Source organism: Eubacterium aggregans (assembly GCF_900107815.1).
Taxonomy (GTDB): domain Bacteria; phylum Bacillota; class Clostridia; order Eubacteriales; family Eubacteriaceae; genus Eubacterium_O; species Eubacterium_O aggregans.
The window spans coordinates 73,541-97,120 of the sequence record NZ_FNRK01000005.1; the positions used below are offsets into that span (position 1 = coordinate 73,541).

20 protein-coding genes are annotated in these 23,580 nt (G+C 50.5%); 9 read left to right on the forward strand and 11 right to left on the reverse strand.

Going from position 1 to position 23,580, the window contains the following annotated elements:
- Positions 1 to 431: 431 nt before the first annotated feature.
- From BLW33_RS04260 to BLW33_RS04275, 4 genes are all read left to right on the forward strand, one after another.
- The gene (locus BLW33_RS04260) at positions 432 to 1,211 is read left to right on the forward strand and encodes an aspartate/glutamate racemase family protein (protein ID WP_090305564.1); all 780 of its coding nucleotides are present in this window, start codon (positions 432 to 434) and stop codon (positions 1,209 to 1,211) included.
- Positions 1,212 to 1,261: 50 nt separating this feature from the next.
- Positions 1,262 to 2,692: a trimethylamine methyltransferase family protein gene (locus BLW33_RS04265; protein WP_090305566.1), complete on the forward strand. Its 1,431-nt coding sequence runs from the start codon at positions 1,262 to 1,264 to the stop codon at positions 2,690 to 2,692.
- 52 nt (positions 2,693 to 2,744) lie between these two features.
- The gene (locus BLW33_RS04270; RefSeq protein ID WP_090305568.1) at positions 2,745 to 4,160 is read left to right on the forward strand and encodes a trimethylamine methyltransferase family protein; all 1,416 of its coding nucleotides are present in this window, start codon (positions 2,745 to 2,747) and stop codon (positions 4,158 to 4,160) included.
- Positions 4,161 to 4,266: 106 nt separating this feature from the next.
- Positions 4,267 to 5,709: a sigma-54 interaction domain-containing protein gene (locus BLW33_RS04275; protein WP_090305572.1), complete on the forward strand. Its 1,443-nt coding sequence runs from the start codon at positions 4,267 to 4,269 to the stop codon at positions 5,707 to 5,709.
- A gap of 4 nt (positions 5,710 to 5,713) precedes the next feature.
- On the opposite strand, the gene BLW33_RS04280 is transcribed toward BLW33_RS04275, so the two are convergent.
- From BLW33_RS04280 to BLW33_RS04300, 5 genes are all read right to left on the reverse strand, one after another.
- A complete protein-coding gene (locus BLW33_RS04280; RefSeq protein ID WP_090305574.1) occupies positions 5,714 to 6,364 on the reverse strand; it encodes a DUF1638 domain-containing protein in 651 nt (216 codons plus the stop codon).
- Positions 6,365 to 6,375: 11 nt separating this feature from the next.
- Positions 6,376 to 6,564 carry a hypothetical protein gene (locus BLW33_RS04285; protein ID WP_090305577.1) on the reverse strand — a complete coding sequence of 63 codons (189 nt, stop codon included), beginning with the start codon at positions 6,562 to 6,564 and terminating at the stop codon, positions 6,376 to 6,378.
- A complete protein-coding gene (locus BLW33_RS04290; protein ID WP_143032585.1) occupies positions 6,549 to 6,935 on the reverse strand; it encodes a hypothetical protein in 387 nt (128 codons plus the stop codon). The genes BLW33_RS04285 and BLW33_RS04290 overlap by 16 nt, the downstream gene beginning before the upstream one ends.
- Positions 6,880 to 7,701 (reverse strand): hypothetical protein, encoded by an 822-nt coding sequence (locus BLW33_RS04295; RefSeq protein ID WP_143032586.1) that lies wholly within the window; start codon positions 7,699 to 7,701, stop codon positions 6,880 to 6,882. The genes BLW33_RS04290 and BLW33_RS04295 overlap by 56 nt, the downstream gene beginning before the upstream one ends.
- Positions 7,702 to 8,096: 395 nt before the next feature.
- The gene (locus tag BLW33_RS04300; RefSeq protein WP_176966623.1) at positions 8,097 to 8,741 is read right to left on the reverse strand and encodes a DUF1638 domain-containing protein; all 645 of its coding nucleotides are present in this window, start codon (positions 8,739 to 8,741) and stop codon (positions 8,097 to 8,099) included.
- A gap of 170 nt (positions 8,742 to 8,911) precedes the next feature.
- Between BLW33_RS04300 and BLW33_RS04305 the strand changes: the two genes are divergently transcribed.
- Complete coding sequence (locus BLW33_RS04305; protein ID WP_090305590.1) at positions 8,912 to 10,708, forward strand: ASKHA domain-containing protein; 1,797 nt, start codon at positions 8,912 to 8,914, stop codon at positions 10,706 to 10,708.
- A gap of 26 nt (positions 10,709 to 10,734) precedes the next feature.
- On the opposite strand, the gene BLW33_RS04310 is transcribed toward BLW33_RS04305, so the two are convergent.
- Positions 10,735 to 12,138, reverse strand: coding sequence for a sigma-54 interaction domain-containing protein (locus BLW33_RS04310; protein ID WP_090305593.1), 1,404 nt, complete (start codon positions 12,136 to 12,138; stop codon positions 10,735 to 10,737).
- Between the two features lie 247 nt (positions 12,139 to 12,385).
- Here BLW33_RS04310 and BLW33_RS04315 point away from each other — a divergent pair, with 247 nt between their 5' ends.
- From BLW33_RS04315 to BLW33_RS04325, 3 genes are all read left to right on the forward strand, one after another.
- The gene (locus BLW33_RS04315) at positions 12,386 to 13,846 is read left to right on the forward strand and encodes a trimethylamine methyltransferase family protein (RefSeq protein WP_090305595.1); all 1,461 of its coding nucleotides are present in this window, start codon (positions 12,386 to 12,388) and stop codon (positions 13,844 to 13,846) included.
- A 104-nt stretch (positions 13,847 to 13,950) separates the two neighbouring features.
- Positions 13,951 to 15,261, forward strand: a complete 1,311-nt coding sequence (locus BLW33_RS04320) for an MFS transporter (protein WP_176966624.1) — start codon at positions 13,951 to 13,953, stop codon at positions 15,259 to 15,261.
- Between the two features lie 96 nt (positions 15,262 to 15,357).
- On the forward strand, positions 15,358 to 16,893 hold the full coding sequence (locus BLW33_RS04325) for a BCCT family transporter (RefSeq protein ID WP_090305601.1): 1,536 nt from the start codon (positions 15,358 to 15,360) through the stop codon (positions 16,891 to 16,893).
- Between the two features lie 90 nt (positions 16,894 to 16,983).
- Here the strand turns inward: BLW33_RS04325 and BLW33_RS04330 are convergent, their stop codons facing one another.
- The gene (locus BLW33_RS04330) at positions 16,984 to 17,616 is read right to left on the reverse strand and encodes a cobalamin B12-binding domain-containing protein (protein ID WP_090305604.1); all 633 of its coding nucleotides are present in this window, start codon (positions 17,614 to 17,616) and stop codon (positions 16,984 to 16,986) included.
- A 272-nt stretch (positions 17,617 to 17,888) separates the two neighbouring features.
- Here BLW33_RS04330 and BLW33_RS04335 point away from each other — a divergent pair, with 272 nt between their 5' ends.
- A complete protein-coding gene (locus BLW33_RS04335; RefSeq protein WP_090305607.1) occupies positions 17,889 to 18,692 on the forward strand; it encodes a methyltetrahydrofolate cobalamin methyltransferase in 804 nt (267 codons plus the stop codon).
- A gap of 46 nt (positions 18,693 to 18,738) precedes the next feature.
- Here the strand turns inward: BLW33_RS04335 and BLW33_RS04340 are convergent, their stop codons facing one another.
- The 4 genes from BLW33_RS04340 to BLW33_RS04355 all read right to left on the reverse strand — a co-directional run bounded on the left by BLW33_RS04340 (position 18,739) and on the right by BLW33_RS04355 (position 23,569).
- Positions 18,739 to 19,416, reverse strand: a complete 678-nt coding sequence (locus BLW33_RS04340; RefSeq protein ID WP_176966625.1) for a cobalamin B12-binding domain-containing protein — start codon at positions 19,414 to 19,416, stop codon at positions 18,739 to 18,741.
- A gap of 108 nt (positions 19,417 to 19,524) precedes the next feature.
- Positions 19,525 to 20,220, reverse strand: a complete 696-nt coding sequence (locus tag BLW33_RS04345) for a response regulator (RefSeq protein ID WP_278286188.1) — start codon at positions 20,218 to 20,220, stop codon at positions 19,525 to 19,527.
- Positions 20,210 to 22,900 carry a sensor histidine kinase gene (locus tag BLW33_RS04350; RefSeq protein WP_090305613.1) on the reverse strand — a complete coding sequence of 897 codons (2,691 nt, stop codon included), beginning with the start codon at positions 22,898 to 22,900 and terminating at the stop codon, positions 20,210 to 20,212. Before BLW33_RS04350 ends, BLW33_RS04345 begins: the two co-directional genes overlap by 11 nt.
- A gap of 63 nt (positions 22,901 to 22,963) precedes the next feature.
- Entirely contained in the window at positions 22,964 to 23,569 is a 606-nt protein-coding gene (locus BLW33_RS04355) for a potassium-transporting ATPase subunit C (protein ID WP_423230232.1), read from the reverse strand.
- Between the last annotated feature and the right edge of the window lie 11 nt (positions 23,570 to 23,580).

Genomic DNA, 23,580 nt, shown 5'->3' on the forward strand with positions numbered 1-23,580 from the left:
TTTGATAGGATTTACCCCGTTTTCATTCCAAATTCAGACATTTTTCCTTATTCAATATGCAAATTTTTTTGTCACATAAAACAAGAAAACATTTACGACTCCCGTTTTCATCTATTCTTTATCCATACTGACCAATATTTTGCATGTCTTTTTTTTTGCACTCTTTTCGATACAAAATCTACTTTTCACCAAGACTTCTTTGCTTTTTTTATGTCTCCATCCATTTATTATTGAAATTTTTCCTTAATTTTCAATTCTATTCACTTTTTCTATCGCCTCTGATACAATGTTTTCAAATATATTATTGAAACAACACCCTTCCAAATATAACACTCGGATTTTCCTTGCTATTTCCTGTAAATTTATATTTCTCTGGCATGAAATTTGCTTTACTACTTAGTCAAAATTCATCACACGTGGAGGATAATATTATGCAAAGAGATTTAAACATCAATTACATGACCACCCGGAAGAACCATACCTGCTACGGCATGGGGATCGGGATTATGGTGCTGGATGATGCCTATCCAGGATTCCCTGGGGATGTTCGCAACGCTAGTGCCTGGGGCTTCCCCATCCAATATGAAATCGCCAAGGGCGTGGATAACTACACCCTGGTATGGGAGCAGGACAAAACCCCCTGCCGCGCCCCCATCGTTCAGGCCGCTAAGAATTTAGAACGCATGGGCTGCCGGGCCATCGCTGCTGAATGTGGCTATTTCGCTTACTTCCAACAAGATGTAGCTGCTGCAGTGGATATTCCCGTATTCATGTCCAGCCTGCTCCAGGTTCCCTTCATCCAGCAGCTCATCGGACCCACCAATGCCGTCGGCATTATCTGTGCCCAGAAGCGCTTCCTGACAGACACCCATCTGGAAAAGGTCGGCATCGACTTAAAGAGCAACTTCTACATTGCCGGTGCCCAGGATGAATATGGATGCCCACAGTTTGATACCCTTTGGGATCATGAAAAGCGTCCAGAAATCCCAGAAAGCTACTACGATGAATCTGAAAAGGACATGATTCGTATTACCAAGGAATTCATTGCCAAACATCCGGATATTAAAGCCATCATGTTGGAATGCACCGGCATGCAGCCCTTTGCCCGGGCCATCCAGCGTGCCGTGGATTTACCTGTGTTCAGCTGGGGAACCCTTCTGGATTACGCCTGGTCCTGCATCGCCCACCGCGACTACTACGGCCATATCTAAGGGTATACTAAACCCATTCATAATTAAAGTCAAATAAAAGAGGAGTCATTATGGAATTATATGAACATTATATTTCGAAAGCAGACATCCAAAAGATCCACGAAACCTCACTGAAGATCCTAGCAGATGTCGGTGTCAATTTTGAGAATGAAGAGGTCCTCGAAATATTTAAGCAGCACGGTGCCCGTGTGGACGCTACCACCGTCTTTATGGACGAAAAAATGGTAATGGCTGCTCTGTCCACCATTCCCCCAAGCTTCACAGTGGAAAATTCCAAGGGTAACCATACCTTTGGCGGCGGAAGTCTGGTTCTCATGCCTGCCGTGGGCAGCATCTATCGTCTTGAAGACGGTCAAATCCACAAGATGACCAACGACGAAACGGTGGATCTCTTCAAGCTCTCCGATACCAGCGACGTCATCGACGCCAACTATTTCAATATCTTCCTGAATGATAAAAAGCTCAGCCTGGACGAACGGGTCTACAGTCCCGTTGCCATGCTCCTGAAATATTCCCATAAAACCGGCATTCATCTGATGCCCAACACCTTCCCCCTCCAGGGGGACATCCGGGAGCCCTTCAAAAAAGGATTGGAGCTCATTAATCAATTTGAAGGCCGCAGCGATGTCTACAATAATATTGTTCATGTGAATTCCTTATCTCCGCTGTGCTACGATCACGACCCCTTGGTGAAATTCTTGGTGGCCGCAGAAATGAATCAGCCCCTCTGGTTCTCGCCCTGTGCCATGCCAGTCCTCACCGGTCCCCCTTCCATTGCCGGCCTAGTGGCCATGACCAATGCTGAAATCGTGGCAGGGATGGTCATGGCCCAGCTCACTCGTCCAGGTATCCCTGTGGTTTATGGCCAAACCTCGGCCTCTACCAACCTCCGGGAGATCCAGCTCAGCATCGGCGCTCCGGAAACCGCCCTCATCGGCTATGCCACCCGGGGCCTGGCAGATTTCTACCAGGTGCCATTCCGTACCTGCGGCGGCTTAAGCGACGCCAAGGATCTGGATGCCCAAGCCGGTTACGAATCGGATATGATGATCCGCTCCACCCTAGAAATCAAGCCCGACCTGGTGCTGCATGCCTGTGGCATCATGGGAAGCTTCAACATCACCAGCTTCGAAAAATTCCTGCTGGACGAGGATGTCTACCGGATGCACCGCCGGATGCAGGAGGGCATTCGCGTGGATGATGAGACCCTGAGCTACAAGCTTATTGAAAAGGTCGGCCCCCGGGGAAATTACCTTCGTGGCCGTACCCCCAAGCTCTTCCGCCAGGAATTCTTTGCACCCAAGCACTTCAATAAAGGGGACCCAGGGCAATGGCAGCAAAACGGCAATCCTGCCCTGACCAGTACCCTCAAAAAATCTGTAGATGAACGTCTGGCCTCCTACACCCCACCGGAAATTACTGCGGAACAGGCCGCCATGCTGGACCCCTACATTCCTGCCAAATACCGTGAACGGATTTAATCTCAGAAGAATATAGTATTCCCTCAAAAATAAAAATTAGGAGTATTTTTTAATGGAAACCAAAAAAAGAAATATTAACTTTAACGTCTTAGATTCCCAAGGGATCCAGCAGATCCATGAAAAAAGCCTGGAGCTCTTATCCGATGTCGGCATGAGAATTTCCGGTGAAAAAATGTTATCCGCCCTGGCGGCCTACGGCTGCGACGTGGATGGCGAAATGGTTAAAATCCCAGAAGCCATTGTCCAGAAGGCTCTGGATACCATTCCCAAGGAACTCACCCTATACAACCGGGATGGCAGCGAAAGCATGGTCATCGACAGCCGGAATAACGTGTACTTCGGTACCCACTCCGACCAACTGGAATACCTGGACTACAAGACCAACACCGCCCGTATTTTTAACAAAGCGGATATCAAAACCATGTGCACCATTGCCGATGCCCTTAAAAACATCAGCTTCGTGCTTTCCGTTGGGATGTGCGGGGATGTGGACCCGGCGGTCCAGTCCCAGGTTACCTTCTTAGAAACCGTGAAAAACTTCAATAAGACCATCAACTTCTCCACCAACGATATCGAATCCCTCCAGGAAATCATCGATATCGCCGCGATGGTGGCTGGGGGCCACGATAAGCTGGCAGAAAAGCCCTTCATCTTCAACTACTGCGAGCCGATTCCGCCCCTGACCCACCCCATTGAAAGCACCGAAAAGCTGCGCATCTCCGCAGAAAACATGATTCCCGTGGTATATATGCCCTACTGCATGATGGGTGGGACCGCTCCCATCACCATCGCCGGTGCCCTGGTCCAGAATAATGCAGAAATCCTGACCGGTGTTGTCATGACCCAGGCCATCAAGCCCGGTGCCCCCATGATCTACGGTTCCATGCCCACGGTATTCGATATGAAAACCACCGTCGGCTCCTACGCCGCCCCGGAATTCCACCTTTCTGTGGCCGCAGCCTCCGAAATGTGTGACTACTATCACCTCCCCTTCTTTGGCACCGCCGGCTGTTCCGACGCCAAGACCGTCGACCCTCAATCTGTGGCAGAAGTCCAGATGGAGCTGTTCTCCACCCTCCTGAGCAAGGCCAATATCGTCCACGATATCGGTGTTCTGGACCATTGCAACAGCGTGGCCCCCGCCATGGTAGTCCTAGCCAACGAAATGATCGATCAGCTGGAAGCTTACACTAAGGGTGTGGTGGTCAGCGAAGAAACCATGGCCATGGACGTCATCAAGCAGGTGGGACACGGCGGACATTACCTCAACGAAATGCATACCTTATCCAATTTCAAGAGCGTCTGGTATCCTAAGTTTTTCAATCGTCCCATGGTGAACGCCGATGAATCCACGATTATGGATGACGTTATCGCCAAAATCGACGATATCTTAGAAAACCATGTTGTGGCCCCCCTGGATGATGCTATCCTTCAGAAACTGAATACAATCGAAGAAAAATACAACTAATCCTCTCTTTTATTTCACTATCCCCTACAAAGAAAGCAATCCCCAGGGTTGCTTTCTTTTCTTTACCGTTGTAAAATAATGTTATATCTTCAGGAGGTGTTCCATAATGAAGGCAGCAGTTAAAAAGGATTTTGAAAACGTAACGAATGCTTTGCGGCATAATGCCATCCCACTATCCGCCCTGGAAGCTGTGGAAGATGTCTGTATTCATATTAGCGACATTTCGGGAAAAACGATCTGCTACTCCAAGGGATGTGAAGTCATTGACAACATGCAGCGTGAAGACGTTATCGGAAGGACAGATTGGGAGATCAATGAGTATATTGATGAATCCATGACAAAATATGTTCTCCGAACTGGAAAAAAAGCCCTGGACAAGCATGTCCGTTATCGAACACCATCGGGAAAAATTGCTGATGTTATCAGTAGTACTTATCCCATTTTTGCATCCGATAACAGTAAAAAAGTTGAGGCCGCCCTCTGTATCTATCGGGATGTCTCAGATTATTTACAGATGTCAAATACTATCAAAAAACTCCAAGCCGATTTAAAACCCATCAATAGCAATGGAACACAATATACTTTTAAAGAAATCATCGGAAAAAGTTCTATTATGCAAGAATGTATCCGCCATGGCAAAATTGCAGCAGAATCTCTTGCTCCTATTTTGATTGCCGGCCCCACAGGAACGGGGAAGGAGCTCTTTGCTCAGAGCATCCATAACAACAGCCAACGGTCTGAAAAGCCCTTTGTCGCCATCAACTGCAGTGCTATTCCGGAAAACTTGATGGAGAGCACCCTTTTCGGAACGGTCAAAGGTGCCTATACTGGTGCCGTCAATTCTGACGGCCTTCTGGAGGAGGCCCGGGGCGGGACCCTCTTCCTTGATGAAATCAACTCCATGGACATGGGCCTTCAATCCAAACTGCTCCGAGTGCTTGAAACCAAGCATTATCGAAAAGTCGGGAGCAATAAGGAACGAGTTATGGATGCCCGTATCCTTTCTGCCATGAACCAGGACCCTATGCAGGCTATTGAGCAAGGTCGCATACGATCTGACCTCTATTACCGTCTGGCGGTTTTTTGCATCACCCTTCCCGGGCTGGCTGAACGGAAGGAGGATATCGAGGATTTGGTTTTATCCTTCCTCGCCAGTGAAAGCATCCCCATGGGAAAGGATCTTTATCGCGTCTCCGACGAAGCCCTGAATGTCTTAAAAAAACACAACTGGCCCGGCAATATCCGGGAACTTAAGCATGCCATCACCCATGCCATCTTTATGGCCCAACGGCGAGATACCGTCCTAGATGTCAGCCTGCTTCCGGATTATCTAAAAAAGATCAGCAGCTACCACAACATTCAAACGAAGCACCTGACGAACCTAGATGCAAACCAAAGCTTAAAGGACACCCTGGCCATTATTGAACGCTCTATTATAAAAGAAACCTTAGACGCCTGTGATTACAACATCAGTAAGAGCGCCCGAAAGCTTGGTCTTTCCCGGCAGAATCTGCAGTATAAGATAAAACAGTATGGGCTGGGGCGGTAAGGATTTAATCCACACGATGAAACATCCCCTCCACAATCTCCCCACCCGGCGGCACCGCAATAAATCGATTATCCTCCGCACCGTCTAACATATCTGTGAGAAGGGTAACGCTGCCGGTTAGCTCCGCCAGCTCAAGGCCCAGAGTCTCTGCCACATGGGCGCACTTTTCCCGGTCCTCCGGGGTTTCCACCCCGGTTGAAACAAATTGGATATACTTATAATTTCGGTACATAGCCTGCACCATGCACAGGGCCCGCTTCTCTCCCCGGGCCGCCTTCATCCGGTCGTATTCGTAGCCCAGGCCCTCCTCACCCCAGAGCCAGCCCTGGGAAACAAAGTAGGAGGTTCGGCGCAGCTCTGGAACCGCTGGATTGCCATGGAGCATCACGTCGATACAATCCTCCACCCGGGGCAGCACCAGGGGGCAATATCGAGCCACCACCCCATTCAGTGCCCGGCCGCAATGGCCATAGAGCAAATAGATCCGCTCCGCTTCCACTGCGGCATCGATGGCGGCCTGGACCTTCTGGTGCAGGGTTTCCGGCACATTGTGAAGCTGGTCCTCCAGCCAAATGCAGGTAAAATCCTCCCGCGCTCCTAAAGCCGCTTCGATTTCTCTGCGCAGCACCGAGCAGCCAATGATTACTTTTTTCATTTTTTCCCTCCTTAATCCGCAATCACACGTTTTAAATAAACCGAAACCACATCCGCAAAGCGGCGTTTATCCCGGGTGTAGATAAACTGGCTGCCGTAGATTTTCTGCTCCGCCGCCAGGTCCTTTGGCTTTCCGCAATACACCCCCAGCACTGCAATGCCCTGCTGCCTGGCCCGGCGCACCGCTAAAAGATCCACCACATCATCCCCCTCTGGCTTCCGAAAAAGCCGGGGTGCCGATACCCGGCCCAGGTGCCGCAGGTATCTGACATCGACGCTGCCATAGTCGCTTTGTACCTATAGCGCTCCCGTTTATTCATCAGGGCATTGCAAATACTGGTCCTCAGACGGGTGATCATGGCCTCGTGCACCGCCTGCTTTTCATCGTAAGCGGTCTGGTTGCGCAGGGTATTCTGACGGGCCAGGTGACCCCGGTTATCCCCTGGGGTGTTGCTGTGTAAAAACCCCCGAGTGTCGTGCAGGTGGCAATCCCGATGGGGGCCAAGGCCTTCTGCTTCAGCGCTTCCCCCCAAAAGGGATGGTCCCGCCGCCAGCTGGCCAGGTCCAAGCATTTACAGCACCCCGGAAGAAGGGAATTACCCTGTGGCTGGAAAACCCCCGATACAGCCGATCAAATGCCCTCAAGGCAGACCAGCTGGTCTGTGGTTTTGCATTTTTTATCAAGCCCTCTGCCACATCTCCCTCCACATCCCGAAAGGGACAATCCTCTGAATTACAGGCCCCACAGTCATGCCGGGTGGAATGCCCGGTAATGCCGGCGTCGGCCCCGAAATAGTAGAGCATGGAGTGCTCCGGTTCCAGCATATAATTCGAGGTCAAATTCACTTCCAGCTCAGTCTCAGTTTTAAGGGCATCCAGGATAATGGCCTGGACAGAAAGGGGCACTTCCCCCTCCCCGGCGGCATAACGCTTTGTCAGATGGAGTCCTCGCTCTGAAAGAACATGGGCAAGCTTCCCATTCATTTGATTGGAAGCTTCAAAAAACACCGCATTGGCCATGTGATTGAGCAAAAATCCGTCCAGTATTTCCCCCTGGCTTAACATCGTGTCGATCACATCATTGATGCGCCGGGTACAGGAGCAATAGCACAGAGCCACTTGGCTGCAGCATCCAATTCCAGGCAGTGGTGCCTGAAAATCATTGTCCTGCAAACTGTAGCAAGTGGTCAGCTCCATATTTTCCTTAAGGAGTTTCGTCAGCATGGGCAGCACCATTCGGGTGTGCTTCGTTGCACTTCGGTTTTCCTTTAAATGGAGCTGCCGAAAGATTTTTTCCTCATCGAAGGAAAAATCGGTTTTGATAAATTTAATCATCATACCACCTCATTTTCTGGAATGATTTTTTGAGATTTCTTATGGTGATAATAAAGCAATTTCTATGCCAATTCGTTGTTTCCATTCATCAGTCCTTCGCTTTTTGTTCAAAATTTAAAAAAGCAGTCTCACTCCGATATGAATGATTCTGCTTAGAAATTATTGCTCTTCGTTGCTTGATGTTTAAAAGCTATGTTCCCCCAATGCTCAATCAGGTTCATGTAAGAAAAGCACTCTGCATTTTTACACCCTCTGTACTATAATAAAGAAAACTTTCAATTGCAGGATGATTACCAGAGAAATGAACGACTATAACAGTAGCTTTTACTATGATGCCCCGCAAAATATCCTCAATGCCTTTCTGGATGGAAAATTTGAATAAGGCCATTCCCCAGATCTCAGGTGTACGCCGGTGAAAACTCCCCGGGCTTCACTGTAATAAAAGAATCATCCGCCCGTCCCAGGAGCAGGTTTTCCAAGGGGGTCAGGTCTCCATCGGACTCCACCACCTCCATCTCCATCTCATGGGCCAGGTGGTCGATGCGGCTGCGAATGGATTCGGGATCATAGGCACCGGTTCGGATGAGCATGAGATCGGAATAGTTTTCATACAAAATCTGATTAATTTGCTTCGCCCGTTTTTCACCATAGCGTTTTTTATTGTAGGCCATCTCCCACTCCAGACCCTTTTCACTATCCAGCCATCCCTTTGTTAAAAAATAAGTGTTGGTCCGGAGGGTATTCATATCCTCCCGTTTCCACAAAAGCATGGCAATACAGTCGGCAAAGGCAGGAATCACCAGGGTGGCCTGATTTCCGGTGAGTCCCGCCAAACCATTGCCGCAATTCCCATAGGCCAGGCGGATCTCATCCACATCCCTTAAGGTGTCAATGGTTTCCTGAAGGGCTGCCTTGAGCTTCTCCGGAAAGGCATGGAGGGTGTTATCCATCCATTTTATTTCCGGGGTAACCCCCTGGTCCCGGCAAATCATTTCGATTTCGTCCTGTAAGGTTTGACATGCAATCACGATACTCTTTTTCATTATCATCCTCTCCGATAGCGCCACGGGCTATGCTTTTTACTGGAATTTTTCACTGGAATGATTTGTCTACGTTTTCTTCCCCGATTTGATGGGCTTTTACTTTTTCACGTTAATACTTGTCCTCCCATTTATTGTGCCCTATAATGGAGCTATGAAGCAAGGAGGCTATTATGAAAATTCACTTTCCGTACCTATCCCTCTCATCCATTATGGAGGCGGGCATTACCGTTGCTGAGGCTTGTCAGCGCGTCGGCCATCCCCTCAACCTCGTTTGCGGTGGGAACGGAACCTGCAAGAAATGCGAAATCGCCGTCGTGGAGGATGGAACCACATCCCTGGTGATGGCCTGCAGACACCCGATATCTGACAATATGACCATTCTGCTGGAGCCCAGCACCCAGAAGGATAAAATTCTGGAGGATGACGCTGCCCTGCAAAGTATCCCTTTCGATCCATCGGTGGCGGTTCACAGCATGAGCCTAAACGCCCTCCAGCCCAGCCTCGGAGGCTTTGACTTTAGTGCCCTGTCCCAGGAGATTGGCCGTTCCCTTAAGCCCTTATCCTGGCCCCTGATCCAACGGTTCAATCAGCTTTTGCGGGATGGCGGTAAAACCGCTAAACCCCGTCTGAATGTCGTCACCCTAGGGGATGAAGTCCTTGATCTCTTTGCCGGGGATACCCCGCCCCGTATTTATGGTCTGGCCTTCGACATCGGGACAACCTCCGTCGTCGGATTCCTCTTCGATATGAACACGGGGCTCCCCCTGGCCCAGGCTTCAGCCCTCAATGGCCAGATTAGCTTTGGCGCCGATGTGATCAGCCGCATTGAATACGCCGGTGTGGACAAAGGCCATTTGAACCAAATCCACGATGCCATCCGCCAAACCCTGTCGGATATTATCCACACCCTGTGTGAAAAGGCGGGAATCCCCTCCTCTATGATTTATAACGCCGCTTACTGCGGCAACAGCACCATGGTCAATCTGCTTCTAAAGCTGGACCCTGCTCGGCTGGGCCGGGTGCCCTTCATTAATACCATCCAGAACGGCATCGACCTCCGGGACAACGCCCTGGGGCTGCCGGTGGCTGATGGCTGCGTCCACCGGGTGCTGCCGCTCCTGGGGGGATTTGTGGGGGCGGATACCACAGCGGTACTCCTGGGGCTCCCCACCGATGGTGCCACCCGCCTGATGATTGACCTGGGCACCAACGGGGAAATCGCCGTGGGAGATGGCAGCCGTTATCTGGTGGCCTCTACGGCCTGTGGCCCAGCCCTGGAGGGAGCCGGGCTCACCATGGGCATGCGGGGAACCACCGGGGCCATTGAAGCCGTCAAATACCAGGACGGCCGCTTTGTCTGCGAGGTCATTGGTGGCGGTCCCGCTAAGGGTTTCTGCGGCTCTGGCATTATCGATGCCATTACCCAGCTGCTGGTGGCCGGAATTGTGGCGCCCATGGGGAATTTCTACAAGGGTGCAAAGCTTGAGGGACATCCCCTGGCCCATCGGATTACCCTCTGTGAGGATGGCCAGCGACAGTTCACCCTATTAACTGCCGAGGAAAATGGCGGTACGATCCCCATGGTCATCACCCAAAAGGATATCCGTGCCATCCAGCTGGCCAAGGGTGCCATCCACACCGGCTGTGAGCTGCTTCTGAGCCGTTATGGCATCCAGGGAAAGGATCTTTCTGAAATTGTTATCTCCGGCGCCTTTGGCAATTATATCGACATTCAGAACGCCCAGGCCATGGGCCTGCTCCCCACCTTCCCCGGCGTCCCCGTCCGCTCCATCGGCAACGGTGCCGGCATGGGCGTCAAGCGCTTCCTCTTAAGTCAGGAAGAGGTAGCCCGCTGCACCGCCCTCCCCACCATTACCACCCACGTGGAGCTGGCCTCAGACCCGGATTTTGTCAACACCTATATGATGAACACGCAGTTTGAGGATTTGGGTAGTAGCTATCGGTAAGCGGCGAACAGCCGTCCCCCTATACATCACGCCTCCCCCGGCCTGATGTATTTTTTTATGAGCCGATAGGCCGTGGCCTGACTGACCCCCAGGGCCTCGGAAAATTCCGGGACCTCAGGATAGAGGATATAATATTTCTCCACTGTATCCTTTTTATAGCCCTCCACCATATCCTCAAAGATGGTTTGGTGCTTCAAATGCTCTCCATTATTAATGAAACGCAGAATCTGCTCTGGCAGCTTATTGTCGTCGATGATATTACCGATGCTGAGCACCGCCATATACTCCACAGCGTTACGCAGCTCCCGGACATTCCCCGGCCAGTCATAATAATTGAAGGCCTCCACCACCTCGTTGGAAAACACCTTGTCCTTCTTATACTTGGCATTGTACTTATCCAAAAAGAAATTGGCAATGGGAAAAATATCGTTGCGCCGCTCCCGCAGGGGTGGAATGGTCTGGGCGATGCCGTTGATCCGCCAGTATAAATCCTCCCGGAAGGAGCCCTCCTTCACCCGCTCCTCCAAATCCTTATTGGTGGCCGTGATAATCCGGGTATCCACGGTGGTGGGCTCCAACCCACCCACGCAAATGAACTGGTGGCTTTCTAGAAATTCCAGAAGCTTCACCTGAATATTCATCTGAAGCTCCCCAATTTCGTCCAGAAAAAGGGTGCCCCCGTCAGCCAGCTCAAAGAGCCCCTTCTTTCCCTTGGGGCTGGCCCCGGTAAAGGCGTAGGGCACGTATCCGAAGAGCTCACTCTCGATGAGATTATCGGGAATGGAGGCGCAGTTCACCGAGATAAAAGGCTTATCGCTCCGAGGACTGCAGTCATGGACATACTTGGCAAAAAGGGTTTTCCCCACACCGCTTTCCCCCAAAAGCAGTACCGGGATATCCGACCGCGCGCCCCGTTTCAGTTTCTCCAAAGTCGCATAGATCACGTAGCTTCGTCCGATGATATGGTTATGCACCTTGTTCTTCTCGTGGAGGTTCTTGGGAGCGTCAGATTCCTTCTGCATACAATCCAGATCAAAGGCCGTAATGGGCTTTTCCTTGAAGGAGGTAAAAAGGATCATCTCAAGCTGTTTGTGTTGATTATAAATGGGCGTGGTGATGGTCACATGCACTTCATTGGTCAGTAAATATCGCTGGCGCACGAAAACGGTGCGCTTGACCTGCTTGGCATAGTCGATGGACGGCGGTGTCCACAGACCGTTAAAGGATGTGGCAAAATTAAATTTTGTCATCTCCTCGGGCAGCATATTATGATATTGCACACTGGCTGGATTGGCGTAAATCACATTGCCCTCAGGGTCCGTCGCTGTGATTTCCACATAGCAGTTTTGGAGAATCTGCATATAAACCTCCTTCGGCAAGGATTCCAAATAATGCAGATAGGCCTTATTCATGATTTTCCGATTTTCCATAGCCCTCCCCCCTTTTGTTAATGGTTTTCTATCATTATAACGCAGTCACTCTCTTTCGACTATGATAATTTCTCACCCTTGATTGAGCAACGTTCATATTCTCAACTTTGATAACCAAAATCCTAGGCATTTCCCGCTAAAACGGCATAAATCCAGGCTTTTAAGATTCATATCATTCTGGCACGGTTATTGCTTTTATATTAATACAAAAGCTAGCTATACTATTTTTTAAAAGGAGAGTAAGAGGATGAGTAATACTTTAAAGGGGAATTTATTTTCAACGTTCTTTTCCAAGGAAGATATCGAATTGATGCACGAAAACGTCCTGCGGGTCTGTGGCGAGGTCGGTGTCAAATTTGAAGATGAAGAAGCTTTAGAAATCTTCCGGGAACACGGCGCAAAGATCGATGGGGATCTCGTATTTTTAGATGAAGCCCTCATCACCAAGGCCCTGTCCACTGTTCCGGAATCCTTCGAAATCGTCGGGCCCTCCAGTAAGCTGGAGATCGGCATCGGCAAGGATCTGATCATCGCCCCCACCAATGGCTGTCCGAAGCTGGAGGATTGGGACCACACCTACCGCCCGGTAAATTCTGATGATTTAGTGGATTTCTATAAGATTATCAACAGCAGCGATGTGTATGGCATTTCCAGCCAGGTGGCTGCGGATATTCCTGGTTTTGAAGATTGCCCCACGGAATCTGCCCTGGCCCAGATGGCCATGATGGCCAAGTATTCCACCAAGCCCATGTACAATATCCTGGGTATCACCCCCCACAATTACAAATGCGGCACCGCTAAGGAAGGGGCGCGGGCCTGTATCCAGCTCATTAAACAATACATGGATAATTTCGACGATTATGTGTGCTACTCTGGTATGTGCGTCCTGCCGCCACTGACCGTTGGCTGGGATGCCGTCCAGCATTACATGGCCTTCGCCGAAGAAAATCAGCCTATTACCATTACCACCTGCTCCATGACAGCTATGACGGCACCGCCGTCCCTCATGGGCTCCATCGTCTCGGACTTTGCCAATATGCTAGCTGTAGCGGTACTCATCCAGTTAAAGAACCCGGGCCTGCCTGTCATTCTCAGTCCCTTCTCATCCATCGCCGACCTCCGGGAGGTCCGCCTGATGACCGGAGCACCGGAATTCCTGCTGATTATGCTCGGACACCTGGCCCTGGGGGATTACTACCGAATTCCCATCCGCTGTAGTGGCTCCTTGGCCGATGGCAATACCTTCGACTACCAGGCTGGTGTGGAGAGTACTCTGGGCGCCCTGGCCATCGCTTTAACCAACGGCTGTATCCTGCCCCATGCCTCCGGCGACTTGTCCAACTTCAACCTGCTGAGCTTCCCTAAATTCATGATGGATGAAGAAATGCTGCGATACATGAAACGGCTGCGCCAGGGTGTGATGATTTCTGAAAAGAAAGCCAACTTTGACCTGATTAAAAAGGTGGGCCCCCGTGGTGTCTATTTAACGGGCCGGACACCCAAGGATTACCGCCAGGAAACCTATCTGACTACCCCGGTGTTCAACCGCGGCACTTCCACTCCCGAAGGCATCGCCGCAACCCCACCCATTGAAGAACGGGCCTACAAGGTCTTTAAAGAACGTATCGAAAACTATCAGCTCCCAGATATGACGAAGACCCAAAGGGATCTCTTGAATAAGCATCTTCCTAAGAAGTATCAGTTCTAGGTTATCCCGTCAATTGATTTTAAAAATGTGGTTAAGCGGCAGAGTGCAGGACGGTTCTGCCGCTTTCTTTCAACTCTGTCGATGAATCGACAAAAGGAATGATTATGAGAAATAAAGAAGAAATAACCTACAAACAACTGAGCAAATTCCAACGCGCCCTGATGATTTTCTTATCCGGTGCCGGAAGCGGGATTATTTACGTTCCGGTTTACCTAAAAAACGTATTTTACGAGCCTTTGCTGGTGGGCCTGAATGTCAGTAATGCCCAGCTGGGCTTCTTAACGGGGATGTATGGCATCATGGCCACCATCTTGTACATTCCCTGTGGTATTGTGGCCGATAAATTTCGCATCCGTACCCTGGCGGCCGGGGGGTTTATCAGCACCGCTGCCGTGGTGCTCTGGTATTCCTTCCTGCCATCCTACGCCATTCTGGTGCTGATTTTCGCCCTTTTGGCCGTGACGACCATCCTCATTTTCTGGGGCTGTCGGTATAAGCTCCTCCGCTTCTCCGGCTCAGAGAGGGACTATCCCCTCATCGTTGGGATCAGTTACGCCCTGTACGGTTTAGGGGGACTGGTCATCAATGCGGCCACCCTCTCGGTATTCAATTCTACACCGGATTACCGGACCGGCGTTCAGATTTCCCTCATCTTCCTGGCCGTGGTCATCCTGGTGCTGGGCATTGTTTCCTGGATTGCCATTCCTAAATTCAAGGGGGAAATCGTCACCGATCCGGATAAGAAGTTCAACGTCAACGAATTCCTTCAGGCCCTCAAGACCCCAGGGGTATGGCTGGCCAGCACCACCCTGTTCTTTGTCATGATTGTCTACATGGGCATGAATTACACCACGCCCTACCTGACCAATGTCTTCCTGGCTCCTCTGACCCTGGTCAGTATCGTCGGGATGATTCGCTACTATGGCATTGCCATCGTGGCCTCGCCCCTTATGGGGAGTTTGGCCAAAAAAGTGGGCTCTCCCTCTAAGGTGACCTTCATCGCCATGGCAGCTTCCGCCCTTTGCGTTGGGGGCTATTTAATCCTCCCCACCACAGCGACCTTCCTGACAATGGCCATCATCATTACCCTGCTGCTGGGATTTGTGGCTAACGGTGCCTACGGCGTAGCGTCCTCCCTTTTAACAGAAACCCATGTTCCGGCCCATATCTTTGGTGCCGCCACCGGCCTGCTTTCCGTTATTGGATTCCTTCCAGAAAGCTTTATGGCCCAAATTTTCGGAACCTTTATTGATAACTATGCCAACACAGGATATAATTATATTTTCATCTGTCTGTTGGTCAGTGCCCTTATCGCCATGGTTTTCTGTGTGATCACCCTGCGTTATGTCAAGAAACACAAAGGGGAAAACGGCGATCCTGTTCCTGTTGAGGAGAACACCCGGGAATCGTTGTAATTCGATTACGCTTTAATTTTAAATGATCCAATGGTTGAAAGGAAACACTGATGTAATCTGTAATCAGTGCTTCCTTATTTTAGACGGGATGTTATTATGAAAAAACAAGTGAATGATCTCCGTCCCTTTTCCAATGTTGCCAAGGGTACGGTCATCAGTGTTTTATGCATCATTACCTTGATTTGTGCCCTGCTCCTGATGTTTCCCAATAAATCCGAAGGCATAATCACGGATCTTAATGGAATTATCAGCAGCAATCTCGGCTTTGTGTACGTCTGGCTGACCTTTTTATCCATCATCGCTTGTGTGGCATTGGGCTGCAGCAAGTACGGTAAGATTAAGCTTGGGGAAGGGAAAAAGGCCTTCTCTGAATTTTCCTGGGCCTCCATGATGTTCTGTGCCTCCATGGCGGCGGGCTTTATCTATTGGGGCAGCATCGAATGGGCCAGCCATTATATCGCGCCCCCCTTCGGAATTGAGCCCGAAAGCTGGCTGGCCGCTGAGTACGCCGCCACCATCCCCATTTTCAATTGGGGGATTTCGGCCTGGAGCCTGTACCTTATTCCTGCGGTGGCCTTTGCCTTCATCCATTTCAATAAAAAGAGTGAGAAATTTGATGTGGGCAATGCCTGCCGCCCAATCTTTGGAGACCGTGTGGATGGCTGGCTGGGCCAGGTCCTTAATGTCTTCTTTATCCTGGGTATCCTGGGTGGGGTTGGAACCGCCCTGGGCATTGGCTCCCCTTTGGTTTCGGCCTGCCTGAATAAATTATTCAATATCCCGGATACGCCCCTGCTGCGGTTTATCGTCATTATCATCGTGTCCTGCATCTTTACCATTAGCGCCTACAAGGGGATCAATAAAGGGATTAAGATCTTAAGTGATATCAATATTTATCTCATGCTGGGCACCGTCATCTTTTTATTCATCTTTGGACCGACCACCTTTATTCTGAAGATGCAAACCACCTCCATCGGTGTTATGCTGGATGAATTCGTCCGGCTGAGTACCTGGCTGGACCCCGTGGGGGTCAGCGCCGGATATCCCGAAAACTGGACGGTGTTTTATTGGGCCTGGTGGATGAGCTACTCCATCTTCATGGGGATCTTCGTCGCCAAAATCTCGGGGGGACGTACCGTTCGTCAGGTCATTTTTGGTGGATTGGGCTACGGCTTCCTGGGCTCCTTCGTATTTTTCTCTGTCTTTGGCAATTACTTTATGGGGGTCCAGCTCTTCGGCAACTTCAATATTCTGGAGAGCCTTCAAACCGCTGGCGGCCCAGCCACTGTGGTAGAAGTTTTTTTCCAGCTCCCCGCCGGGACCATCTTCGTCTTTGTCATCCTGCTGACTTCTATGCTGTCCATGGCGACAAACTTCGATTCCGCCTCTTACACCATGGCCATGGTCTCTTCACGGAAGATTCAACTGGGGGGCCGCCCCAGTAAGACCTTTTGTGTCTTTTGGGCGGTGTGTATTGCTGCCATCCCCATGATCATGATGCTTTTGGGCGGCTCTTTAACCCAGCTCCAAACCCTCAGCGTGGTCATGGCTTTGCCCACCTGTATTCTGTATGTTATTATTTGTTTGGGCTGCTTTAAAATGCTCCGGGACTATTACAACACCCATTACTAATCAATTTTATCGGGTCACTAAAAAAGCTGGAGAGGATTTTTCCACTCCAGCTTTTTTTAGTGATTTAAGGGATTGGTTTTACTTCAATAACTAGGCGACCCAATTCTGGCAAATCTTAACGCCTTCCGCTGCGTTAGTCGTATAAGCATCGGCACCGACCATTTCGCAGGCTTCCTTGGTTACCGGGTTGCCGCCAATGATGAATTTCTTAGTGATACCTGCAGCCTTAAAGGCATCGATGGTATCCTTCATGGAGTCGATGGCCAGGGTTAACACGCCGCTCATTCCAATGATATCTGGATTAAATTCCTTTGCCTTTTCAACAAAGACTTCCGGAGCCACGTCAATACCGAGATCAATAACTTCTAGCCCGGCTGCTTCTGCCATACTCTTAAAGATATTTTTTCCAATGTCGTGGAGATCGCCATGGACCGTTCCAATGAGGAGCTTTCCGCCAGCCACATCGCCATCGGTACTCAGGGCCGGTTTAACGATGTTAATGGCATTGGTGAGGAGTTCTCCCGCAAAGATCAAATCACCAACAAAATATTCACCCTGTTCAAACAGGTCCCCGACAATTGCCATCCCCTTTTGGCATGCGGCTACGGCATCCTGTGCTGCCGCTTCGTCAGGATTTTCTGCCATGAAGTCCTCTAAGAGTTCATTGACATCATCCTCTTCCAATTCACCGACAGCCTGGGTTAATTTTTCGAGATCTAACATTTTTAAAATCCTCCTCTTTGTGGCACCTCAGGTACCCGCTCTTTTGATTCTAATTTAATCTTAGACCCTTTCCTTCCCTTTGTCAAAAGCTTTCCATTATAAGTATTTGTCCCCTTTTTGTGAAAAGGATTACTCCCGCATCAGTGCTTTTTTTCTCCTATCTTTTAATTGACTTCTTTTTGCCCAGAGTGCTATGATTTTGATAGAAGATACAGATGCTTTTTTACGGTTAAAACCATTGTAAGATTTTGGTAGAGAGAGGAGTTTTGGTAATGATTATTATTGGTGAAAAGATTAATGGAACCATTCCCGTCGTGAAAGATGCTATCGAAAGACGGGATGCCGATTTTATTGCAGACCGGGCTGTGAAGCAAGTAGAAGCAGGTGCAGACTATGTCGATGTGTGCGCCAGTACCTCCCCGGACAAAGAGATTGAAGCTCTGCGCTGGCTGATGGACGTGGTCCAGAACGTAACGGATGTACCCCTGTGTGTGGATAGCCCGGACCCGCGAGTCATCGAGGCTTGCCTGCCCTATGCCCAGAAGCCTGGCCTCATTAATTCCATTTCCGGTGAGGGGGATAAATGTGATGTCCTTCTGCCCTTGATGAAGGATACCCAGTGGGGGGTCGTCGGCCTGACCTGCGATAATGACGGTATCCCAAAGGATGTAGCCCGAAAGCTAGCCATTACCCGGGACATGGTCGAACGCGCCGCCGCCTACGGTGTCTCCGTTGATCGGATGTACATCGATCCCTGCGTCATGGCACTCTCCGCTGAAAATGCCGCCATGCTCAACCTGACGGAAGAAATCAAGGCGATTTTAGCGGCCTTCCCAGGAATCCATGTACTAGGTGCCATCAGCAATATTTCCTTCGGCGTCCCTGCCCGGAAGCTCATGAACACCAACGCCATGACCCTGGCCATCAGCGCGGGTATGGATGCCGCCGTCATGGATCCCACCAACCGGGATATGATGGGAACCATCTACGCCACCGAAGCGCTCCTTGGACGGGATCGCCTGTGTCGAAATTACAGCAAGGCCTTCCGAAAAGGGAAGATTGGCCCAGAGAAATAGAAGAAAAGACTGTCGCATCTCCTTGGGCGACAGTCTTTTTTTCTCCTTACATCCCACTCACTTTCCGCTGGGATTCCTTTTCCTGCATCCATTTTTTACAAATCTCGACGCCTTCCACCACATCCTGGGTGGCGGCATCTGCCTGGATATGTAAGCCATCATGATTGGAAACGGCTTCTCCCCCTAAAATAATGCGGTACCGACTGCGAATACCCCGTTCCTCAAGGGTTTTGATCACCCGGTTCATTTCCTCGGCGGTTTCTGAGAGCATGCCGCTCATGCCGATGATATCCGGTCGAAATCGATCGAGCTCATCCAGAACCACCTCCAGGGGCACGTCCTGCCCCAGATCCTTCACATTAAAGCCCGCCGCCTTGGCGTAGCTCACAAAGATATTTTTTCCCAGGTTATGGCAGCAGCCATACACCGAGAAAGCCAATATTTTTCCCTCGTATTTTTTTTCTGATGCACTCCCCATGGATTGGGCATAAGCCTGAAGCCATTCCGGCAGATTCAGAACCTCATCAAGAAGGATTCCTGCAAAAATCAGATCACCGATAAAATATTCCCCATTCTCATATTTCAGGCCAACCTTTTCCATTCCCTGCTGCATCCAACGGATGACTTCAATGGCAGGATAGCCCCGCTCCAGGGCCATGCGCACCAATTCAATAGTCATTTCTTCGTGGAGTGCTTCAACTGAACGCACTATGCTATTTTTCATATTACCCCTCATTTACGTTCTTATGTTAGGTATCATTATAGCACATTCTGTCATTTTTGTCCGCACTCCACAATACTTTACCCCTCATTTTTGAGGCCGCATAAAGCGCTACTCCGCCCGCATCATCCGATATCCGATACCCACATGGGTTTGAATATTGGCGGCAGATGCCTGCCGGGCCAACTTTTTACGCAGCGTCGCCACCGTCACCCGCAGGCTGGCCATATCACTTTTCAAGGTGCTGCCCCAAACATGGTTTAAAATAAAGGTGTGGGTCAGGACCTTCCCTGTATTTTGTGCCAGAAGCACGAGGAGGCGGTACTCATTGGGGGTCAAGTGGACCTCCTGGCCCGCCACCAGCACGTTACCGGCAGCGTAATCAATGGTGAGATTCCCATTAAAGTAGGCAGCATTTTCCAGGGGTTGGCCCAGGTTTGTAAGCCGCCGAATGGCCACCCGAATTCGGGCCAAAAGCTCTTCCACCGAAAAGGGCTTCGTCAGATAATCATCTGCACCAGCATCCAGGGCGATAATTTTATCCCCATCCTCCCCCCGGGCACTAATGACGATGATGGGAACCTCACTCCAGGTCCGCACCCGTTTGATAACCTCCAGGCCATCGCCATCGGGCAAACCTAAATCCAGCAGAATAACCCCTGGCTCCATTTGGGCCGCCATGCCAATGCCCTCAGCCACTGTTTGTGCCATTTGATGGAAATATCCACTGGTCTCCAGGGCTGCCGACATCAGATGCTGGAGCGCCGGATTGTCCTCTACCACCAGTATGGAATAATCATGCTTCAATTTTAACCTCCTTCAGGGTGAAATGAAAGACCGTCCCCATGGGCTTATTGGCCCGAACCGTCAATTCACCGCCATGGGCTTCAATAATATTTTTGCACAGGGGCAAGCCCAATCCAAGGCCCCGACGGCTATCTCCGGAGCCCCGGCCCGCTGTGTAAAACATTTCAAAAACCTGATCCATCATTTTTGGATCCATTCCCGGGCCATCGTCAGAAATTTCAATCCCGATGGTACCCTTTCCCTCGGACTGGGCCCCGATGAGAATCGTCGATCCAGGGGCCGTGTACTTAATGGCGTTGTCCACCAAGTTAATAATAACCTGTATAATCAGTCGGGCATCCATCTGGGCCATGAGCAGGGGGTCCATGGGTTTGACCCCAATATGGTACTCCACGGCCAAACGGCTGGTGTGCTGCAGCGCTTCATTCACAATATCCTCCACCAATTCAGCCTCCATCTTAATGGGCAGACTGTTTTCCTCCAGCCTTGTAATGGAGAGCAGATTTTCAACCAGGTTGATTAGCCAGAGGGAGTCGTCATAAATATCCACAACGAGCTGATTTCGGCGTTCATCCTCCATTTGAGGGCCACGGGTCATGAGCATTCGGGCATTCCCGCTAATGCTGGTGAGGGGGGTGCGCAAATCGTGGGAAATGGCTCGAAGCAGGGTTCCCCGAAGCTTTTCCTGCTGGGCCTTTAGCTCTGTAGCCTGCTGTTTTTGATTGTACAAATCCTTTTCCAAGGCCAGGGCCGCTTCCCCTAAAATCGAGAGAATCAGATTATTCTCCAACACCTCCAACGCAGAGGAAACCGCAATGCCCACCACCCCAAAGACCTGATGACCATTGCGAATGGCTAGGTACAGGCATTTCGCCCCAGAAAAAGTTTTCGTTCCCACTCCGGCGTGCTGGTTATTGACATATACCCAGTGGGCCACCAGGCGTTCATGCTCAACCAAATAGGGATTACCATCAATGGAGGCATCTGCGGCGTAATAGTGGGGCTCCGCCAGTTCCCCATCCTCTATCCCATAAACCACCACCGGCCGCCCCGAAAGTTTCATCAGCTGTCTAGCCGTCGTTTCTAAAATGGCGGCACTATCCGCTGCCCGTTGGAGAAGCTGGTTGGTTTCCAACAGCACCCCTGTACGCTGGGCGGTTTGGGCCGATGCCTCCGCTTGTTTTTTGATGCTGCTAGCCAGATGACCACTCACCAATGCCGCAATGAACATCACCACATAGGTCACGACAAAGCCCCGTTCCTGGGTGGCCAATGTGAAAAGAGGGTCTACAAAAAGAAAATTAAAGACCACCACCCCCATAATGGCCATGGCGACACTATAAACACGCTCTCGGGTAACTACGGCGGTGACCAGAACCGCCAACAGAAAAACGGTCACCACATCGGCATCATTAAAGGCCAGCGCCCGAAAGGTGGTACTCAGCAAGACAGCCAAAACAAAAATAGCGACTGTTTTCGCGCTGTCTTTCAAGGTCAGATCTGGAAAGCGGCTTTTCCAGGGGCACCATCTCTCCCGGCGGCTGGTTTTACCCTCCTGATCTGGAATAATATAGATATCCAGATTGGAGTCCATCTCCGACAGCTTTTCCACCAAGGTTCGACGGCTACCGAAAAGACCACTTTTCATATTGGATTTTCCCAATACAATCTTGGTAATCCCGGCGGATTGTGCATAGGTCATGATTTCCTCAGGCACCTCATCCCCATAAACTAAATCCAGATGGGCATCCAGCTGCTCTGCTAATTTGAAATTTTCCCGAAGCCGGTTTTTATCGCCTGCCGATAGTTGAGGAAAATCGGTGGTCTCCACAAAGAGTGCTGTGAGATTGGCCTGAAAGGCTTTGGCCAAGCGGGCCGCTGCCCGGATAATACGCGCAGAGGAGGGCGCCGAAGAAACGCAGACCAGGATATGCTCCCCACTAAATCGTCCTTCCCCCATCGCCAAAAAAGCCGAGCGATTGGTCTCCCGCTCAGCCATCCTTCGTAAGGCAATTTCCCGAAGGGCCATCAGATTATCGATGGTAAAGAAATTGACAACTGCCCGTTCTGCCTGAATCTTATTATAGATTTTCCCCGCCTTCAGACGATCAATGAGCTCCCCGGGATCGATGTCAACCAGGGTAACGCTATCTGCGGAATCGAAGATCCGATCGGGAATCCGCTCCCGGACCATTACCCCGGTTATCCCTGCCACAATATCGTTGAGACTCTCCACATGCTGAATGTTCACGGTGGTGTACACATTGATGCCTGCTTTGAGGAGCTCTGCAATATCCTGATACCGCTTGGCATGCCGGCAACCTTCTCCATTGGTATGGGCCAGTTCATCCACCAGGATTAGTTCTGGTTTTCTTTCCAGGGCCGCATCCAGATCGAATTCCCGGACACGAACCCCGTGGTGCTCATCTTCCAGGGGCGGCAGGATGACCAATCCCTCCATTAAAGACTTGGTCTCCGCCCGATCGTGGGGCTCAATGTACCCTGCCACCACGTCGATTCCCTCTGCCATGGCCTGATGGGCAGCCTGGAGCATGGCGTAGGTTTTCCCCACACCAGCAGCATAGCCTAGAAATATCTTCAGGCGGCCACGGCTCTCCATCGCTTCCTCGGCTTCAATTTGTTTTAAAAAGATTTCGGGAGCTGCCCGTCCATCATCCATAGCGACACCTCTTCCCTCCCAGATATCCCGGCTTTTTTTCAGTATAACACAATTTCCTTACCTTTATTTAAGAATCCCATCCAGCATCAGGTTGACCTTCAGGACATTCACGGTCTTTTCCCCAAAGATCCCCAGGAATTTTCCTCGGGTGCATTCATCGATAATCTGGTTAATTTCCGCGGCACTCTTTCCAGTGGTCTGGCTCAGTCGGCCCACCTGATAACGGGCTGCTGCCACCGAGATTTCAGGGTCCAGACCGCTGCCTGAGCCAGTGACCAAATCCACAGGTACCGGGTTATTCCCCTGGTCTGGGTGGGCAGCGGCGATCCTTGCTACCCGCTCCTTAATCTCTGCGCCATAGGCATCATCCCCAGGGCTTAAATTAGTGGGTGCGCCGTACAGCCTTAGCGTGCCGTCATCTCCCTGGATTGCGGTCCAGGCCTCGGGCCGTCCCCATAAATGGTTGGTGGCCGTAAAGGGCTGTCCCATAAAGGCACTGCCATAGGCCACCCCGTCCACGGTTATAATGCTGCCGGTGCTCTGTTCGGGGAAAAGCAGGCGAGTTAAGCCCGTCATGACCCCAGTGTACAATACGCCGCAGATGATCATCATGATGGCCAGAAGCCCCAATGCCCGGAGCCCTGTCCCTTTTAAACTTGTATTCATCATTTCCTCCAATG